This is a genomic window from Kribbella sp. NPDC051587 (genome assembly GCF_044453945.1).
GTDB lineage: Bacteria > Actinomycetota > Actinomycetes > Propionibacteriales > Kribbellaceae > Kribbella.
In genome coordinates, this window is record NZ_JBITDE010000003.1 from 156,717 (window position 1) to 173,737 (window position 17,021).

The following is a 17,021-nucleotide window of genomic DNA, read 5'->3' on the forward strand; positions in this document are numbered from 1 at the left end:
CGCGGTTCATCCCCGTACTACGGTGCGGGGATGAGCCGCGAGACGCTGCGCCTGACCTTCACCGAGGACGCCGAGCTGTACGACCGCGTGCGTCCGCACTATCCGCCGAGCCTGTACGACGAGCTCGGCGAACTGTTGACCGTCGCCAAGCCGAGGGTGCTGGAGATCGGGCCCGGGACCGGTCAGGCCACTCGGCCGATGATCGAGCGCGGGTGGTCGGTGCGTGCGGTCGAGCTGGGGGCGGAGCTAGCGGCCGTGGCCCAGCGGAACTTGCCGGCGGCCGAGATCACCGTCGCGGACTTCGACACGTGGGAGCTGCCGGAGCCGACGTTCGATCTCGTCCTGTCGGCGACCGCGTTCCACTGGCTCGACCCGGAGACGCGGGTACGGCGGTGTGCTCAGGTACTGCGGCCGGGTGGCGTGCTGGCGGTGGTGTCGACGCATCACGTGGCCGGCGGGAGTGAACAGTTCTTCGGCGATGTGCAGGACTGCTACGACCGGTTCACCGACGATCCGGAGAAGGGCGGGTTGCCGGCGGAGAGCGCCGTACCGGAGGACTCGACGGAGATCGACGCATCGGGTCTGTTCGGGCCGGTGACGTTCCGGCGGTACGGATGGGAAGTGGTCTACTCGGCCGACGAGTACCTCGAACTTCTGGCGTCGTATTCGGGGCACCGGGCCTTGACAGCACAGCGGCGTGACCGACTGTACGGCTGTGTCCGCGCTCTCATCAGGGCAAACGGTGGCGCGGTCACGAAGCGTTACCTCACTCAACTTTCTGCTGCAGTTTCTCTTAACCAACCCCTTGCGTAGCGGGTCTCCAGGTGGTGAAAATAGCCGGGCGGGAAGGGAGTGCACCGTCGACTTTCGGGTCTGACTCGAACCAGCCGCTGTGGCGGCTCGTGGCTCCCTCTCCCGCACCAAAACTTGTTGTGGACAAGGCCGTACCGCACCCTCGATGTAGGGTTTGGGGTATGGCCTTCTTCGTGGTGCAGCTGCAGTTCGACCTCGCCGAGACCGATGAGCGGCTGGCGGTTCGTCCGGCCCATCGGGAGTACCTGGACGAGCTCAAACAAGCCGGCAAGTTGGTAGCCGCCGGACCCTTCACCGACCAGACCGGCGCACTCCTGGTGTACAACGTCGCCGACGAGGCAGAGCTGCGCGACATCCTCGCCAAGGACCCCTACACCCCGGCCGACGTCTACCAGCTGGCACTCCTGACCGAGTGGCAGCCGGTGCACGGATTCCCTGAGGCCTAGACCTCAGCGCCTTCCAGGTTCAGGTGGTCGACGTAGGCCCAGAGCCAGACCAGCGGGGCGAGGACGAGCTCCGGATCGCCGTCCTCGTCACCGATGAAGATCATCGAGGCGTCGCCGTTCGCGATGTCTTGCAGAACCGCCTCGCAGGCCGCGACCGCGGCCTCGAAGATCAGCACCTCGGGCCCGTTCTCCCAGCGCGGCTGGGGGAGCGGGAGCACGGGAGCCTCGTCGGTGCCGTCGAGGTCGACCGAGACCTGCTGCAGCTCCTCGTACAGGTCGAAGGTGATCAGGCCGGCCAGCGGGCGTCCGTCGTACCCGATCAGGTAGGGGTCCTCGACGCCGCTGCGGAAGTTGTCGCGCAGCTCCGGTAGTGCGGCCGGCAGGTCTGGTGCTTCCAGGTACGGCGCTTCGTCCAGCTCGTCGTCTTCCTCGACCTCGGCCTGGCCGCTGCGCATCTCGTCGAACTGGTGCAGTAGTCCGTTCAGCTCGTCGTACGCGTCACTGCTGGGCGACTTCTGCGCCATCCCCTCCAGGGTGCGCAGGTGGTCGATCAGGTCGTCCTCGAAGTGCAGTTCGTACTTCGGCAGGCCGGGCTCGCGGCCGGCGTTGATCTGCGCGACGAGCTGGGTCGAGATCGGGCCGAGCCGCTCGGCCAGCACCTCGAGCGGGGTGGTCGGCCTCTCCTCGTCGTCGTGCGCGCAGGAGTCGTCCTCGACCGTGGTGCCGCCGTCCATCGCGAGCAGCACCTGGAACGCCGGGAACGCGAGCAGCGCCGCGGTCGCCATCATCCCGTCGCCGATCAGCATCAGCGGGTTCCCGCCGGCCTCGGTACGGCGCAGATGGTCCGGCATCAGGACCGCGGCCTGCTCGACGTTGACCTGGCTGGCAAGGGACGACAGGCCGTGGTCGGAGTCGACGCCGAGCAGCTCGATAAGCCGCTCCGAGCTCATGTCGAAGTTCGAGCGCAGGTAGTAGCGCAGCCAGCCCGCGTCCACCGGGTTGCCGAGCAGCTCGGCGATCCGGGAGCGGAAGTCGGCGAGGTCGGCGATCGCGAGCACGACCAGCACCGGCTGGTCGCCGTCGCCGATCACCAGCGGCCGGGTGTCGCCGTCCTGAAAACCGTCGATGACCTGGTGCAGACTGTCGGCCGCCGCATCCAGCGGCCAGGCCTCCGCCTCGAATTCGTTCACCACCGCGGAGGTGTCGTCATGCATGTGCTGGTCCTCTCCAGTGGCGGCGGGAGTTGGGCAAGTGTAGGCGGCGCGAGTGCCAGCGCGGGCGCGGGGGCGGCGAGCTGCTGTCGAGTGACATTGGCTACCCTGGCCACGGCGGGTCGGTGAAGGGGTATCTCACATGTGAGATATGGTCCGGCGCATGACTGATGACTACCTGAGCCGGATCGGCAATCTCATCCGGGACGCCCGCAAGCACCGCGGCTGGACCCAGTCGCAGCTCGCGGAAGTACTGAACACCAGCCAGAGCGCGGTGAACAGGATCGAAAAGGGTCATCAGAACCTCACCCTCGAGATGCTCGCCCGGATCGGCGAGGCCCTCGACTCCGAAATTGTCTCTCTCGGTGGCGGTCCGGTCCACCTCCGTGTCGTCGGTGGCCGCAGATTGTCGGGATCGATCGACGTCAAGTCGTCCAAGAACGCCGGGGTCGCACTTTTGTGCGCGAGTCTGCTCAACAAGGGACGCACCACGCTGCGCAAGGTGGCCCGGATCGAGGAGGTCAACCGGCTCCTCGAGGTACTGAACTCGATCGGTGTGAAGACCACCTGGCTGAACGACGCCGGTGACCTGGAGATCGTGCCGCCGGCCCATCTCGACCTCGGGGCGATGGATGCGGAAGCGGCACGCCGTACCCGCTCGATCATCATGTTCCTCGGCCCGCTGCTGCACCGCGAGGACACCTTCCAGCTCCCGTACGCCGGTGGTTGCGACCTCGGCACGCGGACCGTCGAACCGCACATGACCGCGCTGCGGCCGTTCGGCCTCGAGGTCAAGGCGACCGCCGGTGAGTACCACGCGATCGTGAACCGGGCGGTCACGCCGGCCAAGCCGATCGTGCTGACCGAACGTGGCGACACCGTCACCGAGAACGCGCTGATGGCGGCGGCCCGGATCGACGGCGTCACCGTGATCCGGAACGCGAGCTCGAACTACATGGTCCAGGACCTCTGCTTCTACCTCGAGCTGCTCGGCGTCCAGGTCGACGGCGTCGGCTCCACCACGCTGACCGTGCACGGCAAGGCCAACATCGACGTGGACGTCGACTACGCGCCGTCCGAGGATCCGATCGAGGCGATGAGCCTGCTCACCGCGGCGATCGTGACCGGCTCGGAGGTGACGATCCGGCGGGCGCCGATCGAGTTCCTCGAGATCGAGCTCGCGCTGCTCGAGGAGATGGGGCTGGACTACAGCCGCACCGACGAGTACCTGGCCGAGAACGGCCGGACCCGGCTGGTCGACCTGACCACCCGGCCGTCACAGCTGCACGCACCGATCGACAAGATCCACCCGATGCCGTTCCCGGGCCTGAACATCGACAACCTGCCGTTCTTCGCGGTCATCGCGGCGACGGCGACCGGTCAGACGCTGATCCACGACTGGGTCTACGAGAACCGCGCGATCTACCTGACCGACCTGAACAAGCTCGGTGGCCGGGTCAAGCTGCTCGACCCGCACCGGGTGATGGTCGAGGGCCCGACTCACTTCTCCGGCGCCGAGATCATGTGTCCGCCGGCGCTGCGGCCGGCAGTCGTCACGCTGATCGCGATGATGGCGGCCAAGGGCACGTCGGTGATGCGCAGCGTCTACGTGATCAACCGCGGCTACGAGGAGCTCGCGACCCGGCTCAACTCGCTGGGCGCGCAGATCGAGACGTTCCGCGACATCTGATCGGTCGGTAGGTCCCGCCGGTGCCGGATCGGTGAGAAGTAGAGCACCGATGCGGCCAGCGGGACCCCGGCCGTGGTGATCCAGAGCGCTGCCTCGATGCCGAGCCAGGAGGCGAGGCTGCCGCCCAGGAGCGCGCCGAGCGGGATCGTTCCGTAGTTCACGAACGACGCCGTCGCGCTCAGCCGGCCGCGCAGGTCGGGCGGGCAGTAGGCCTGCAGGAAGGTCGACTTGACCACGTTGCCGCCGACGACACCCGCGCCGACGCCGAAGCCGCCGATCACGTAGAGCGCGGGGCTGAGCTGGGCAAGCGGGATGAGCAGGGCGAGCGTCGGCAGGCCGAGCTCGCAGAGCAGTAGCGCCCGCGCGTCACCGAAGCGGGCGGCCAGGCGGCGGCCGACGAAGGCGCCGACGACTCCACCGCTTGCCGCAGCCGCGATCAGTACGCCGACGGTGCCGGGGGTCAGGCCGACCGTGCGGACCAGGAAGACCACGACGATCGCCTGGTAGCCCATCAGGGCCAGGTTCGAGATCGCGCCGAAGAGCGTGAGGGTTCGCAGCCAGACATCGTGCGCGACCAGGCGGATCCCCTCGCGAATCGCCCCGGGCTGTCGAGCGGTGGTCGGATGGTGTTCGCGGAATCGGATCGCGGTCAGGCAGAGAGCGGCGAGTGCGAAGGTCGCCGCGTCGACGTACAGGGCGTTGGTCGCGCCGGCGAACTGAACGATCAGACCGCCGCATCCCAGACCGACGATCTGCGCTGCGGACGCGCTGCCCTGCAGCTTCGCATTGCCTTCCGCGTGATCGGCGGGGTCGAGCAGCGTCGGGAGGTAAGCCCCGTAGGCGGTCTGGAAGACGACGCTGGATGCGCCGGTCAGCAGCGCGACCGTGAGTAGCAACTGCACCGACAGTAGGCCGGCGGAGGACGCGACCGGTACGGCGGCCAACAACATGAGCGAGATGACCGACGTACCGATCATGAGCGGGCGGCGGTGGCGGCGGTCGATCCAGGCGCCGACCGGCAACCCGATCAGCAGCCACGGTGCCCAGGCTGCCGCGGTCAGTACGCCGACCTCGAACGTGCTCGCCTCCAGCTCCGAGATCGCGATCAACGGGATCGCCACGCCCGAGATCGCCGTACCGAAGCGGTTGATCGTCTCGCCGGTCCAGAACAGGCGGAAGTCGCGGTGAGTGCGCAGCAGGCTCATGGCTTCTCCGGGCGTTGAGGGAAGGACTGGAACTGGATCAGGACGCGTTCGGCGTCGGGAGCCGGCTCCAGCTCCCGGTAGCGGTTGATGACGTCGCTGAGCTCGTCGTTGAGGTTCTGGAGCTGCGCCGGTGTGAGTTGCAGGTTGCGCCAGGCGGAGAGCGATGCGGCGGTCTGCCACTCGGCTGACCAGTCCTCGTCGAGGTACTTGCGGACGTGCCGGTGGTAGGTCTCGGCCAGGTGGCTCAGGTAGACGCGGAGCGCGCCTTTGGTCTCGGGGTCGGCGCTGAACTCGGCCGGGTCGAGGGTGGTGGTGCCCTTGGGGACGCGCCACCAGCGTTCGCGCTTGTTGCCGCGGGCGGTGTCCTCCTCGAGGTAGCCGTGCTCGGCGAGCAGGCGCAGATGCCAGCTGATCGTGCCGGTGCTCTCGCCCAGCCGGGCGGCGAGCGTGGTCGAGGTGGCCGGTCCGTCCACCTCGATCGCGTCGAGGATGTCCATCCGCAAGGGATGGGCGAGTCCGCGCAGGCTCTTGGCGTCGATGCGTCGCATGATTGCAGAGTAACCTTTGCAGAGAGTTCTCTGCAATCCTCGGAACTGTCGGTGGTGAGCTCTAGCGTTCGGGGTATGCGGCCTCATGTGGTGGCTCAGGTGGCGGTCTCGCTGGACGGGCGGACCGCCGGATTCGACGCGGACTTCGCCCGGTACTACGCGATGGCGACGCTCTGGCAGGAGGACGTCACGCTGGTTGGTGCGGACACCGTGCTGGCGCAGGAGAGCGTCGTACGGGCTGCTGAGTGTGTTGGGTCGCGTGAGGCTGGGCCGCTGCTGGCAGTGGTGGACAGCCGGGCGCGCGTGCGGGAGTGGGATGCGTTGCGGGCGCTCGGTCATTGGTCCGACGTGCTTGCCCTGTACGCCGATCAGACGCCGGCCCGACCGCCCGACGCGACCACTCGCGAACTCGTTACGGGGTATGAGCAGGTGGACTTCGACGAGGTGCTCGACGTGCTGGGGGAGCGCGGTGCGCGGGTGGTTCGGGTCGAGTCCGGTGGCGCGCTGATCGCCGTACTGCTGGAGCTTGGATTGGTCGACGAGTTGGCGCTTCTCGTGCATCCCGTGATCGTCGGTGCGGGCGCTCCCTGGTGCGGCACGACAGGGGTCCGGCTGGAGCATGCAGGCACCGAGGTGTTCAAGGGCGGGGTGGTCTGGTCGCGGTACTGCGTTACCTCTTGATCGAACTGGGTACACTGTACGAAGTTTCTTCGAGAGGGGAGTTCCGGCTTGTCCGAGGCGAGTGTGCGGGAGTGGTTCGAGCGGTACGACGCGTTGGCGGCGGCGTGCGACTACGAGGGGATGGCGGACCTGGCGCTGTTCCCGCTGAATGAGGTGACCGACGACGGCAAGGGGAACGGGAGCGCGACGCAGCTCGACCGGGCGGCGTACCTGGCGCAGATGGAACAGGTGATGGGCGGCGGTGGTGACGTCACCTTCGAGACGACGCGGACGCCGCACTTCCTGTCCGACGACCTGGTCTTCGTGATCACCGACGGCACGATGACCTACGACGGCAACACCCAACCGGTCCGGTACGGCGACCTGCTCGTGAAGGTGGGTGGGGACTGGAAGTTCCAGTCGATGGTGCAGGGCGGTTGGGGCTAGAACTGTCGGTGGCCGCCGTTACTGTGAGCGGTGATGAGGAAGCAGCACGAGTGGTATGACGAGCACGACGCCGAGCGGTGGGTCGCGGAACCGGTGAAGCGGCCGGGCCGGACGGCGTTCGCGCGCGACCGTGCCCGGGTGCTGCACAGTGCCGCGCTGCGGCGGTTGGCGGCCAAGACCCAGGTCGCCACCGCCGGCAGTGACGACTTCGTCCGGAACCGGCTGACGCACAGTCTCGAGGTCGCGCAGATCGGCCGTGAGTTGGCGTCGACGCTGGGCTGTGATCCCGACATCGTGGACGCGGCCTGCCTGGCGCACGACCTCGGGCATCCGCCGTTCGGGCACAACGGTGAGCGGGCGCTGGACACGCTGGCCGCCGACATCGGTGGCTTCGAGGGGAACGCGCAGACGCTGCGGTTGCTGACCCGGCTCGAGTCGAAGACGTTCTCCGCAGGACGCAGTGTCGGACTGAACCTGAGCCGGGCAACGCTCGACGCGTCCACCAAGTACCCGTGGCCCCGCCGCGCGGGCGTGCGCAAGTTCGGGGTGTACGACGACGATCTCGCCGTCTTCGAGTGGTTGCGGCAGGGCGTCGGTGAACGGCAGTGTCTCGAGGCGCAGGTGATGGACTTCGCCGACGACGTCGCCTACTCGGTGCACGACGTCGAGGACGGGATCGTCGCGCACCACATCGACCTGGCCGCGGTCGACGCGGACCGAGCGCCGTACTGGGAGACCGTCCGGCAGATGTACTTGCCGGAGGCAACCGATGCCGAGCTGGACGAGGGCTGGCGACGGCTGACCGGGCTGCACTACTGGCCGGGTGGCGCGTTCGACGACAGCCGGCGGGCGCTGGGTGGGTTGAAGGATCTGACCAGTCAGTTGATCGGCCGGTTCGTGACGTCGGCCGAGCAGGCGACGCATGCGGTCTTCGGGCGGTCCCGGCTGATTCGGTACGAGGCGGATCTCGTCGTACCGGATGGGGTTCGGGTGGAGATCGGGCTGCTCAAGGGGGTCGGCATGTTCCACGTGCTGAACTCACCCGAGCGGCAGGCCCGCCGAGCCATCCAGCGCGAGCTGCTCACCGAGCTCGCCGACGCCTTGTGGAAGACCGGGCCCACCCATCTCGACCCTGCGCTGCGAGCGGATTGGCACGAAGCGCCGGACGACAACGCACGTCTGCGCGTGATCGTCGACCAGGTCGCGTCGCTCACCGACCCGTCGGCCCTGGCCTGGCACGCGGAGTTCGTGACGCAGGGCTAAGGTCGGTGGCATGACTGCTGCAGAGCCCATCGTCATCGTTGGTGCGAGCCTCGCGGGAGCAACCGCGGCCAAGACCCTGCGAGAGGAGGGCTGGACCGGCGGGATCGTGCTGATCGGCAGTGAGACCGAACTGCCGTACGAGCGGCCTCCGCTGTCCAAGGACGTCCTGCTCGCCAAGAAGGGGCCGGAGTCCGCGCAGCTGCATGACCAGCAGTGGTACGACGACAACACCGTCGAGCTCCGGCTCGGGACGACCGTGACCGCGATCGACAGCGCGGCGCACACGGTCACGCTGGAAGACGGTTCGACGCAGTCCTACGCGAAGCTGCTGATCGCGACCGGGAGCAGGGTCCGGCGCCTCGACGTACCGGGCGGTGACCTGCCTGGGGTGCACTATCTGCGGACCGCGGCCGAGTCGCAGGCGCTGACCGAGGCGTACGCCGCCAAGCCGCGCGTGGTCGTGGTCGGCGCCGGCTGGATCGGACTGGAGGCCGCTTCGGCCGCCAAGGAACGCGGCTGCGAGGTGACCGTGGTCGAGCCGCAGTCGACCGCGCTGGCCTCGGTCATGGGTGAGCAGGTCGGCGAGCTGTACGCCGAGTTCCACCGTCAGCACGGAGTGGTGTTCCGCTTCAACACGACCGTCGAGGGTTTCGAGGGCACCGACAAGGTGACCGGCGTGCGCATCTCCGGCGACGAGGTGCTGCCGGCTGATCTCGTCGTGGTCGGCGTCGGCGTGCAGCCGAACTCGGAGCTCGCCTCGGACGCCGGGATCGAGGTCGCCACTCGCGAGGCCGGCTCGGGCATCGTCACCGGCGCCGACCTGAAGACCTCCGCCGACGACGTGTACGCGGCCGGTGACGTCGTACGGTGGGATCACCCGCTCTTCGGTCGTCCGGTCCGCGTCGAGCACTGGCAGAACGCGAAGGACACCGGCGCGGACGCCGCCAAGGCGATGCTCGGCCAGGACGTCTCCCACGACGCGATCCCATACTTCTTCACCGACCAGTTCGACCTCGGCATGGAGTACGTCGGCGACATCCCCCACGGCACGTCGTACCAGGTCGTCCTCCGCGGCGACCCCACGTCCGGCGCCTACTTCGCGTTCTGGCTGGACGACGACAACCACGTCCTCGCCGGCATGCACGTGAACATGTGGGACGACGGCGTCGGCGCCATCCGAGACCTCATCAAGTCCGGCAACCCAGTAGACCCCGCCAAGCTAGCCGACGCATCAATCCCGCTCACCGACGTCTAGGGCGCTCGAACCTCGCTAGCGTCCGAAAACACGCCGACTGTGTACGCGGATGCTTCGGACGTTAGGGGAGGGGGTAGGCGACGTAGGCGAAGGCGGTGCTGTCGGGGGACCAGCTGGGGACGTTCATGGTGCCTTGGCCGCCGAAGAGGGTGGTGAGGTCGCGGATGCCTTCGTCGGTGAGGAGGCGGATGCGGACGTCGTCGATGTCGGCGGGGTGGCCCTCGGTGCCGGGTGGGAAGCTGACGTAGGCGATCGACGAGCCGTCGGGGGCTGGGTGCGGGAACCAGTTCACGCGCTCGTCGTCGGTCAGCTGCTCGATCTCGCCGTCGCGGATTCGGAAGAGCTGGGCGTGACCGGCGCGCTCGGAGTTGATGTAGATCCACTGGCCGTCCGGTCCGTACTCCGAACCGTCGTCGGCGTGCTCGTCGTTCGTGATCTGTACGTCGGTCCCACCGGTGACCGGGATCGTCCACACGTTGGTGATCCCGGGCTCGAGGCCGATGTACGCCAGCGTCGCACCGTCGGGTGAAACGCCGTGCAGGTAGTGGTGGAAGCCGGGGCCGCGATCGTTCGTGACGCGACGACCAGGCCCGCCGGCGAGCGGTACGGCGTACAGGTGGCCGTCGTCGGCGGAGACGTAGACGGTGGTGCCGTCGGGGCTGACGACGTGGTCGTTGTTGATGTCCGGTACGCCGCCGAGCTCGATCTCGATCAGTCCGTCGGAGACGCGGAACAGCTTGCCGTTGCCGTTGACGATCAGGTCGCCGTCGGGGGTCCAGTTGGGTGCCTCGAAGAGCACCTCGTCCGAGGTGAACACCAAGCGGTGCTCACCGGTGCGGAGGTCGACGACGTACAGCTCGGAACGTTGGCCGGGGCGCAGGGTTCGGGGCACGCAGCCAACTTAGCTGGTGCAGCCCGGGGCCTGGAGGGCTAGTTCAGCCTGCAGGATGTCGAGGTAGCGGCAACCGTCGCGTTCGTTCGGCTCGATGATGCCGCCCTCGTGCCACTCGTTCCACGCGTAGAGGAAGAGGTAGTTGTCGACTGTGGACGGGCGAGTGGAGGCGGCCATGTCGGCGGTGGCGTTGCGGACCGCTTGGCGGAAGCCGTCGAAGGACTGGTCGGGCATCCAGCGGATCTTGCTCACGTCGGTGTTCTCGATCGGGTACCGCGGCCGCTCGTCGAAGTCGGACAGCACGCACCGGCCGTACGCTCCGGTCGGCGCCTGGTTGTAGAACTTGCGCTGATCCCGCAGGTACGTCGCGTACGAGCGCGCCTCGATACTCGGTCCGTCGGTCGTGCAGTACGGCGAGTTGGCGCCGGCGTTCGTGACCTGCTTGGGGTCGAATCCGGCTTGGTTGATCATCACGTACAGGTCCTGACCGGACTTCGCTCGGACCGCGTCGATGAACTGCTTGACCTGCGTGTTGCTGCCGTCGCCGAGTCCACGGGCGTCGCAGATGTTCAGGATCTTCCGGCCGTCGTTCGTGCGCAGCGTGTTGTCCTGCTGCAGGTACCGCGCCACGCTGGTCGCGACCGCGTCGTACTGGGTGGTCGGGATGTTGAGCGGTGCGTACGGGTGGGCGCAGACGCCGACGGCGAAGTCGATGCTGTCCTTGTTACCGGCCTGCAGAAACGCATCCAGCGCCTTGTCGGTGAGGTCCTGGCGCTGCTTGGTGTTGTCCCAGTAGTAGTAGAAGTTGAAGAAGCTCAGCCCGGCCGAGGTCGCCTGGGTGATCTGCTTCTCCAGCGTCGCCGGCTGCGAGTCGTCGTAGTACCCGATGGAGGGCTTGAGGTTCGACCAGTCCTCGCCCGGCCAGTTGTCGGTCGCGTAGTGCGTGCCGTCGTGGAAGTCGCGGACGCCGCCCCACCAGTCGTTGTCGCGGCCGTAGATCTCCTTGGTGCGCTGGATGATCGTCGGGTGACCGCCGGTGTGGAACATGCCGAAGTAGACCGCTCCGGCGCGGACATAGTTCTGGCGGACATAGCCGACCGGGCCGTCGAGGGTGTAGCCCGCGTTCAGCAGCTCGGTGGTGCGTGGTTCGAGCGCGAGCCGCCACTCGGATCCGTTGGTGAAGCGGCGGAGCTGGACCAGGCCGGCGCCGGGCTGCGTCGCGACGTATCCGGCCGTGCCTTCGCTGACCCAGCCCTGCTTGACCAGCGCGTCGCGCTCCTGGGTGGACGCGGTGAAGAGCCACTTCGAGGCGGTCGCGGACGGCTTCAGCCGGAACAACGGCGTCGAGCCGGAGGTCGCCGTACGGTCGATGAAACCCGTCGTACCGGGCTGGCGGCGGTAGCCCGCGGCCGTCGCGGCGTCGAGCTCGCGGGGGTCGGCGGTGTAGAGGCGGCCGACGCCGCTGGGGGAGACGAGCTCGACGAAGGGCACCGGCGGGACCGGCTTGTCGGCGGCCTGGCTTGGGCTTGCGGTGAGCAGAGCCGCGACGGTGGCCGCGCTCAGCGCGAGCAGCCCGATGATTCTTCTTCGCACGAGTTATCCCCAGATCGTCGTCCCGCGGGCAGAAGCACTTGCCGGAGATCGTAGACTCGCGGGGTGGCAGGCAGGATCAAGGACGAGGACATCGCGCTGGTGCGCGAGCGCGCGCGGATCGACGAGATCGTCGGCTCCTACGTGACCTTGAAGAACGCCGGGGGCGGCTCGCTGAAGGGGCTGTGCCCGTTCCACGACGAGAAGTCGCCGTCGTTCAACGTCACCCCGGCCCGCGGCTTCTTCTACTGCTTCGGCTGCCAAGAGGGCGGCGACGTGATCGACTTCATCCAGAAGATCGATCAGATCAGCTTCCACGAGGCGGTCGAGACACTCGCCTCGAAGGTCGGCATCCAGCTCCGGTACGACGAGTCCGGCGCCCCGATCCAGCGTGGTCCCGGCAACCAGCGGCCGCGGCTGGTCGAGGTGCACAAGGTCGCCGCCGAGTACTACGTCGAGCAGCTGTTCGGTGCGCCCGAGGCGGCGCCGGGCCGGCAGTTCCTGGACAAGCGCGGGTTCGACCGCGATGCCGCGGTGATGTTCGGGGTCGGGTTCTCGCCGCGCGGAGGTGAGGCGCTGACCAACCACCTGCGCCAACGCGGCTTCACCAACGCCGAGCTGGTCGCGGCCGGCGTCTCCGCCGAGGGGCAGCGCGGGCTGTACGACCGCTTCCGCGGCCGCCTGATGTGGCCGATCCGGGACGCGTCGTCGGACGTGATCGGCTTCGGCGCCCGGCGGCTCTTCGACGACGACAAGATCGAAGCGAAGTACCTGAACACCCCCGAGACCCCGATCTACAAGAAGTCCAAGGTCCTGTACGGCGTGGATCTCGCCCGCCGTGAGATCGCCAAGGGCCACCAGGCGGTGGTCGTCGAGGGCTATACCGACGTGATGGCCTGTCACCTGGCCGGTGTGCAGACCGCGGTTGCGACCTGTGGGACGTCGTTCGGTGACGACCACGCCCGGGTGCTGCGGCAGTTGCTACTCGACCACGACCAGTTCCGCGGCGAGGTGATCTTCACCTTCGACGGTGACGAGGCCGGTCAGCGGGCGGCGCTCAAGGCGTTCGCCGGGGACCAGGCGTTCGCCGCGCAGACCTATGTAGCCGTTGAGCCGGACGGGCTGGACCCGTGTGATGTGCGGCTGCAGAAGGGTGATGCGGCGGTCCGTGAGCTGATCGGGCGCCGGGTTCCGCTGTACCGCTTCGTCCTCGGGAACGTGCTGTCGAAGTACGACCTGGACCGGGCCGACACCCGGATCGACGCGCTGCGCGACGCGGCGAAGCTGGTGGTCAGCATTCGCGACCGCTCGAAGGTGGACGCGTTCACCCGCGAGCTGGCCGGGTTGCTCGGCATGGAGGTCGACCAGGTTCGGCCCGAGGTGCACCGCGCCGCGTCCCGGCCGGCCACGCCCGCGCAGACGCCGCAGGGCCGGACGCCGGTCACCACGACGACCGAGGCGCCGGCGCCACCACCACGCCAGGACCTGCCGTCGCCGCGTGATCAGCGGTTCGTGATCGAGTGGGACGTGCTGAAGATCGCGATGCAGCACCCGAACCTGGTCGGGGCCGCCTTCGACGAGTTGGACGACCAGGACTTCACGCATCCGTGGCTGGCCGCGGTCCGCGCCGGGATGGCGAAGATCGGTGGACCGGCCGCTGCGGCACCGGGCGAGGCCTGGGTGGTCGGCGTCCGCGATGCCATCGGCAACGATCCGGCCGCGGCCGTGGTCGGTGCGCTCGCGGTCGACCCGCTGCGGCTGGGCCGCGAGCCCGACGAGCTGTACGCGCTGGCCCTGGTGGCGCGGGTGCAGGAGCTGACCTGCGCGCGGCGGATCATGGACCTGAAGTCGAAGCTGCAGCGCACCAACCCGATCGACAAGGCCGACGACTACAACAAGATGTTCGGCGAGCTGATCGCCCTCGAGGCCTACCGCGCCGACCTCCGCAAGAAGGCGATCACCGGCGCGATCTGAGCCGGGTGATGTTCGGCGGGCCGGTCGCCTTGTGGGCTCACCGGGTTGACCTGCGCGAGAAGGCGATCACGGGCGCGATCTGAGGTGGGACACCAGTACGGCGGCCTGGTCGGCGTACTGGGTGGGGAAGTCGGGGTTGTCCGGGTCGAGGCCGAGGGCGCGGGCGATCTGGGGGAAGACGACCGGCGCCGCGGAGATGCCGAACAGGGCGAGGGCGGCGTACGCGGGATCAACGGTGTCGGGGAGTTCGCCTTCGGACTTGCGGCGGGCGAAGTCGGCGAGCATGCCCTGGAAGCGCTGGTACTGCGCCTCTTCGTCACCTCCGCCGTCGCGGTCGATGCCTTCGCGCACCAGGAGGCGGAGCAGGTCGGGCTGCTCCATCGTGGCGCGGGCGTAGGCGCCGACGACCTCTCCGAGGGTGCCCGCGTTCTCGGTGAGGGTGGGTTCGCCGGCTCGCCAGCGGTCGGCGACGGCTTGGTAGAGACCCTCCTTGCCGCCGAAGTAGTACGAGATCAGCTGCTTGTTGACCCCGGCCCGGTCGGCGATCGCACTGACCCGCGCGCCGCTGAACCCGTGCGCGCCGAACTCGGTCACGGCCGCGTCCAGCAACTGCTGCTTGGTCCGCTCGGCGTCGCGCTGCCGCTCGTCGGGCCCCGGTGATCTCCGCATGGCGTCGAGTCTACCCGTGTGCTACTTTAGTCATCCAGATGGATGATTAAAGTCGACGAGAGGGTGATTATGATGAAGGTGGCGATTGTCGGAGCCGGGATCGGCGGGCTGGCGCTGGCTCAGGGACTGCTGAAGGCAGGGATCGAGGTGCAGGTGTACGAGCGCGATCCGTCGCCGGCGTTCCGGCGCCAGGGGTACCGGATCCACATCAGCCCGGCGGGGGAGGAGGCGCTCGCGGCTGTCCTTCCGGCAGCGGTCCGGAGGCGGGTGATCGAGACGGCGACCCGGCCGGGAGATCTGCTCGCGGGGTTCGACACCCAGCTGAACAAGCAGTTCGAGCAGACCTTCCCGATCGGCGGCCCGGACAGCGTCACCTCGATCGACCGCTACGCGTTCCGGCGGGCGATGATGACCGGACTCGACGAGGTGATTGCCTTCGGCAAGGAGTTCGGCGCGTACGACGTTGCCGGTGACGGCGTGGAGATCCGGTTCACCGACGGTACGACGGAGCAGGCCGACGTACTGGTGGCTGCTGATGGGGTCGGGTCGCGCGTGCGGGCGCAGTTGCTGCCGGAGTTCGAGGTCCACGACAGCGGGATTCGGTGTATCTACGGGAAGATTCCGCTGACCGAAGGGCTCTCGGTCCCGCCGGAGTTCCTGCGGGGGTTCTGCTTCCTGAACGACGGTGCCGGGGTGGGCGCGGCCTTCGCGCCGGTGTTGTTCCGGACGCCGCCCGAGGAGTACGGCGACTATCTGATGGCGGTCATGACCGGGACGGAGGAACAGCTGGGGCGGACCGATGACGAGCTGTTCACCATGCCGGCCGAGGAGCTGTGGGCCCTTGTGGGCAAGCAGGTTGCCGACTGGAGCCCGGCCGTCCGCGAGCTGGTGGCTGCCGCGGACGCCTCGGCCGCATTCCCGATCACCTTGCGCACGTGTACGTCGGTGATGCCGTGGCCCGAGGGCCCGGTTGCGCTGCTGGGTGACGCCGTCCATCCCATGCTGCCGTCAGCCGGCGCTGGTGCGAACACCGCCCTGTGGGACGCGGCGCGGCTGACCGATGCGCTCACGGGCGGGAGCTCGCTGGCGTCGTACCAGGCGGACATGCTCGAGCACGGGATGGCGGCCGTGACCGAGTCGTTGGAGAACGGGAAGCGGATGATCGATCTGCGGCTTATGTGACCTTGTGCGGGTAGTCGGCGGAGCGGCCCTGGAAGTCGAGGATCGCCGGATTCTGAATCACTCCGTCGCTGATCTCGATCGCCCTGCGGACAGTCTCGTTCTCCTGCCAGGCCTTCGGCCCGGCGAGCAGGGTGGACAGGTACGGGATCAGGGCCTCGCTGATCTCCCAGGTCGCCGAGTCCCATAGGTATGACGGGCTGTGGTCGACGCCGTAGTACAGGATGTTGTCGCCGACGACGAACGTCGGATCGGTGAAGGTGGTCGGCTTCGCCCAGCTGAAGCCCATGCCCTCGTCGCACGAGACGTCGATGATCACACTGCCCGGACTGAACTGGTCGAGGTCTTCGTCGACCAGGAAGGTCAAGGGCGCGGCGGTGTCCTGGAGCACGCAGTTCACGACGATGTCGTGCTCGGCGAGGAAGCCGGCGAGCGGTACCCGGCCCTCCTCGGTCGAGGCGTAGCTGCGGCTGCGATCGGACTCGTCGGTCTCGCCGGGTTCGTCATGGTCGAGCTGCACGATCCGCGCGGAGTGGATCGGCGACGCGACCGCGGCCACCTCGCGATTCGTGAGGACGTCGACGTCGTGCACGCCCAGCGCACCCAGTGCGGTGACCGCACCCCGCGCCGACGCCCCGAAGCCGATCACGGCGGCAGTCATCCGGCGGCCGTAGTCGCCGGTCACCCCGGCGAGCGACAGCGCGTGCAGCACCGACGCATATCCGGCCAGCTCGTTGTTCTTGTGGAACACATGGAGGCTGAACGAGCCCTCCGCGGTCCAGTGGTTCATCGCCTCGAACGCGATCAGCGTCAGCTTCTTGTCGATCGCCAACTGGGTGAGCGCGTCGTCCTGCACACAGTGCGGCCACCCCCACAACACCTGACCGGTCCGCAGCTCCTCGAGATCTCGCGCGAGCGGCTTGGTCAGCAGGATCACGTCGCACTCCTCGATCAACTCCGCCCGCGAGCGCAGCCCACCGACCAACGGAGCGAGCTCGGCATCGGGAACCCCGAAGCGATCGCCGTACCCCTGCTCGAGAAAGATGCTCGACCTGAGCTCCGGTTCGATCCGCTCGAAGTGCCGAGGATGGATCGGCAGCCGGTGTTCGTTCTCTTTGTTCGTGTGCGCGATGATGCCGAGACTGAGCTGTTCCACAGGACCCCTTCGGTTTGGTCCCC

At 68.1% G+C, this 17,021-nt stretch carries 16 protein-coding genes; 9 read left to right on the top strand and 7 right to left on the bottom strand.

Annotated features, from left to right (window positions below):
* Window positions 1-30: 30 nt before the first annotated feature.
* Together ACIA49_RS12950 and ACIA49_RS12955 are read left to right on the top strand one after the other, a co-directional pair.
* Window positions 31-813 carry a class I SAM-dependent methyltransferase gene (locus ACIA49_RS12950; protein WP_396377328.1) on the top strand — a complete coding sequence of 261 codons (783 nt, stop codon included), beginning with the start codon at window positions 31-33 and terminating at the stop codon, window positions 811-813.
* 161 nt (window positions 814-974) lie between these two features.
* The gene (locus ACIA49_RS12955; RefSeq protein WP_396377329.1) at window positions 975-1,259 is read left to right on the top strand and encodes a YciI family protein; all 285 of its coding nucleotides are present in this window, start codon (window positions 975-977) and stop codon (window positions 1,257-1,259) included.
* Here the strand turns inward: ACIA49_RS12955 and ACIA49_RS12960 are convergent.
* Window positions 1,256-2,473: a hypothetical protein gene (locus tag ACIA49_RS12960; protein WP_396377330.1), complete on the bottom strand. Its 1,218-nt coding sequence runs from the start codon at window positions 2,471-2,473 to the stop codon at window positions 1,256-1,258. The two genes, ACIA49_RS12955 and ACIA49_RS12960, sit on opposite strands and share 4 nt — an antisense overlap.
* A gap of 160 nt (window positions 2,474-2,633) precedes the next feature.
* On the opposite strand from ACIA49_RS12960, the gene ACIA49_RS12965 reads away from it, so the two are divergent.
* A complete protein-coding gene (locus ACIA49_RS12965; protein ID WP_396377331.1) occupies window positions 2,634-4,160 on the top strand; it encodes a helix-turn-helix domain-containing protein in 1,527 nt (508 codons plus the stop codon).
* Here the strand turns inward: ACIA49_RS12965 and ACIA49_RS12970 are convergent.
* Entirely contained in the window at window positions 4,094-5,365 is a 1,272-nt protein-coding gene (locus tag ACIA49_RS12970; RefSeq protein ID WP_396377332.1) for an MFS transporter, read from the bottom strand. The genes ACIA49_RS12965 and ACIA49_RS12970 overlap by 67 nt on opposite strands.
* Window positions 5,362-5,913 (bottom strand): winged helix-turn-helix domain-containing protein, encoded by a 552-nt coding sequence (locus tag ACIA49_RS12975; RefSeq protein ID WP_396377333.1) that lies wholly within the window; start codon window positions 5,911-5,913, stop codon window positions 5,362-5,364. The genes ACIA49_RS12970 and ACIA49_RS12975 overlap by 4 nt, the downstream gene beginning before the upstream one ends.
* A 75-nt stretch (window positions 5,914-5,988) precedes the next feature.
* Between ACIA49_RS12975 and ACIA49_RS12980 the strand changes: the two genes are divergently transcribed.
* Genes ACIA49_RS12980 through ACIA49_RS12995 form a run of 4 tightly spaced genes read left to right on the top strand, consistent with a single transcriptional unit; the run spans window position 5,989 to window position 9,538 of the window.
* Window positions 5,989-6,594, top strand: coding sequence for a RibD family protein (locus ACIA49_RS12980; RefSeq protein WP_396377334.1), 606 nt, complete (start codon window positions 5,989-5,991; stop codon window positions 6,592-6,594).
* Window positions 6,595-6,642: 48 nt separating this feature from the next.
* A complete protein-coding gene (locus ACIA49_RS12985; RefSeq protein WP_396377335.1) occupies window positions 6,643-7,020 on the top strand; it encodes a nuclear transport factor 2 family protein in 378 nt (125 codons plus the stop codon).
* A gap of 33 nt (window positions 7,021-7,053) precedes the next feature.
* Window positions 7,054-8,283 (top strand): deoxyguanosinetriphosphate triphosphohydrolase, encoded by a 1,230-nt coding sequence (locus ACIA49_RS12990; RefSeq protein WP_396377336.1) that lies wholly within the window; start codon window positions 7,054-7,056, stop codon window positions 8,281-8,283.
* Between the two features lie 10 nt (window positions 8,284-8,293).
* A complete protein-coding gene (locus tag ACIA49_RS12995; protein WP_396377337.1) occupies window positions 8,294-9,538 on the top strand; it encodes an NAD(P)/FAD-dependent oxidoreductase in 1,245 nt (414 codons plus the stop codon).
* A gap of 61 nt (window positions 9,539-9,599) precedes the next feature.
* Here the strand turns inward: ACIA49_RS12995 and ACIA49_RS13000 are convergent, their stop codons facing one another.
* Entirely contained in the window at window positions 9,600-10,430 is an 831-nt protein-coding gene (locus ACIA49_RS13000) for a TolB family protein (RefSeq protein ID WP_396377338.1), read from the bottom strand.
* A 9-nt stretch (window positions 10,431-10,439) separates the two neighbouring features.
* A complete protein-coding gene (locus ACIA49_RS13005; RefSeq protein WP_396377339.1) occupies window positions 10,440-12,023 on the bottom strand; it encodes a glycoside hydrolase family 99-like domain-containing protein in 1,584 nt (527 codons plus the stop codon).
* Between the two features lie 63 nt (window positions 12,024-12,086).
* Here ACIA49_RS13005 and dnaG point away from each other — a divergent pair, with 63 nt between their 5' ends.
* A complete protein-coding gene (gene dnaG, locus ACIA49_RS13010; RefSeq protein ID WP_396377340.1) occupies window positions 12,087-13,994 on the top strand; it encodes a DNA primase in 1,908 nt (635 codons plus the stop codon).
* A gap of 66 nt (window positions 13,995-14,060) precedes the next feature.
* On the opposite strand, the gene ACIA49_RS13015 is transcribed toward dnaG, so the two are convergent.
* On the bottom strand, window positions 14,061-14,663 hold the full coding sequence (locus tag ACIA49_RS13015; protein ID WP_396377341.1) for a TetR/AcrR family transcriptional regulator: 603 nt from the start codon (window positions 14,661-14,663) through the stop codon (window positions 14,061-14,063).
* A gap of 72 nt (window positions 14,664-14,735) precedes the next feature.
* On the opposite strand from ACIA49_RS13015, the gene ACIA49_RS13020 reads away from it, so the two are divergent.
* The gene (locus ACIA49_RS13020; protein WP_396377342.1) at window positions 14,736-15,845 is read left to right on the top strand and encodes an FAD-dependent oxidoreductase; all 1,110 of its coding nucleotides are present in this window, start codon (window positions 14,736-14,738) and stop codon (window positions 15,843-15,845) included.
* Here ACIA49_RS13020 and ACIA49_RS13025 read toward each other — a convergent pair.
* Entirely contained in the window at window positions 15,838-16,998 is a 1,161-nt protein-coding gene (locus ACIA49_RS13025) for a N(5)-(carboxyethyl)ornithine synthase (protein WP_396377343.1), read from the bottom strand. The genes ACIA49_RS13020 and ACIA49_RS13025 overlap by 8 nt on opposite strands.
* Between the last annotated feature and the right edge of the window lie 23 nt (window positions 16,999-17,021).